1 protein-coding gene is annotated in these 335 nt (G+C 70.7%); it reads left to right on the forward strand.

Translation table 11 applies throughout. The features are described 5' to 3' along the window. Window positions 1-335 (forward strand): AMP-binding protein (locus KVP70_RS33495; protein ID WP_217946741.1); only part of this gene is annotated, 335 nt, incomplete at both ends.

The following is a 335-nucleotide window of genomic DNA, read 5'->3' on the forward strand; positions in this document are numbered from 1 at the left end:
GCGGCGCCAGCCGGTGCCGGCCGGCGTGGCCGGTGAGCTGTACATCGGCGGGGCCGGCGTGGCGCGCGGCTACCTGAACCTGCCGCAGATGACCGAGCAACGCTTCCTGCCCGATCCGTTCGCCGGCTTGGCCGGCGCCCGCATGTACAAGACGGGCGACCTGGGACGCCATCTGGCCGACGGCAACATCGAATACCTGGGGCGCAATGACTTCCAGGTCAAGATCCGCGGCTTCCGCATCGAGCTCGGTGAGATTGAAGCGAAACTGTCGGCCTGCGCCGGCGTGCGCGAGGCGGTGGTGCTGGCGCGCGAGGACCAGCCGGGCGACAAGCGGC

It is taken from the genome of Duganella violaceipulchra, assembly GCF_019166075.1.
GTDB lineage: Bacteria > Pseudomonadota > Gammaproteobacteria > Burkholderiales > Burkholderiaceae_D > Rugamonas > Rugamonas violaceipulchra.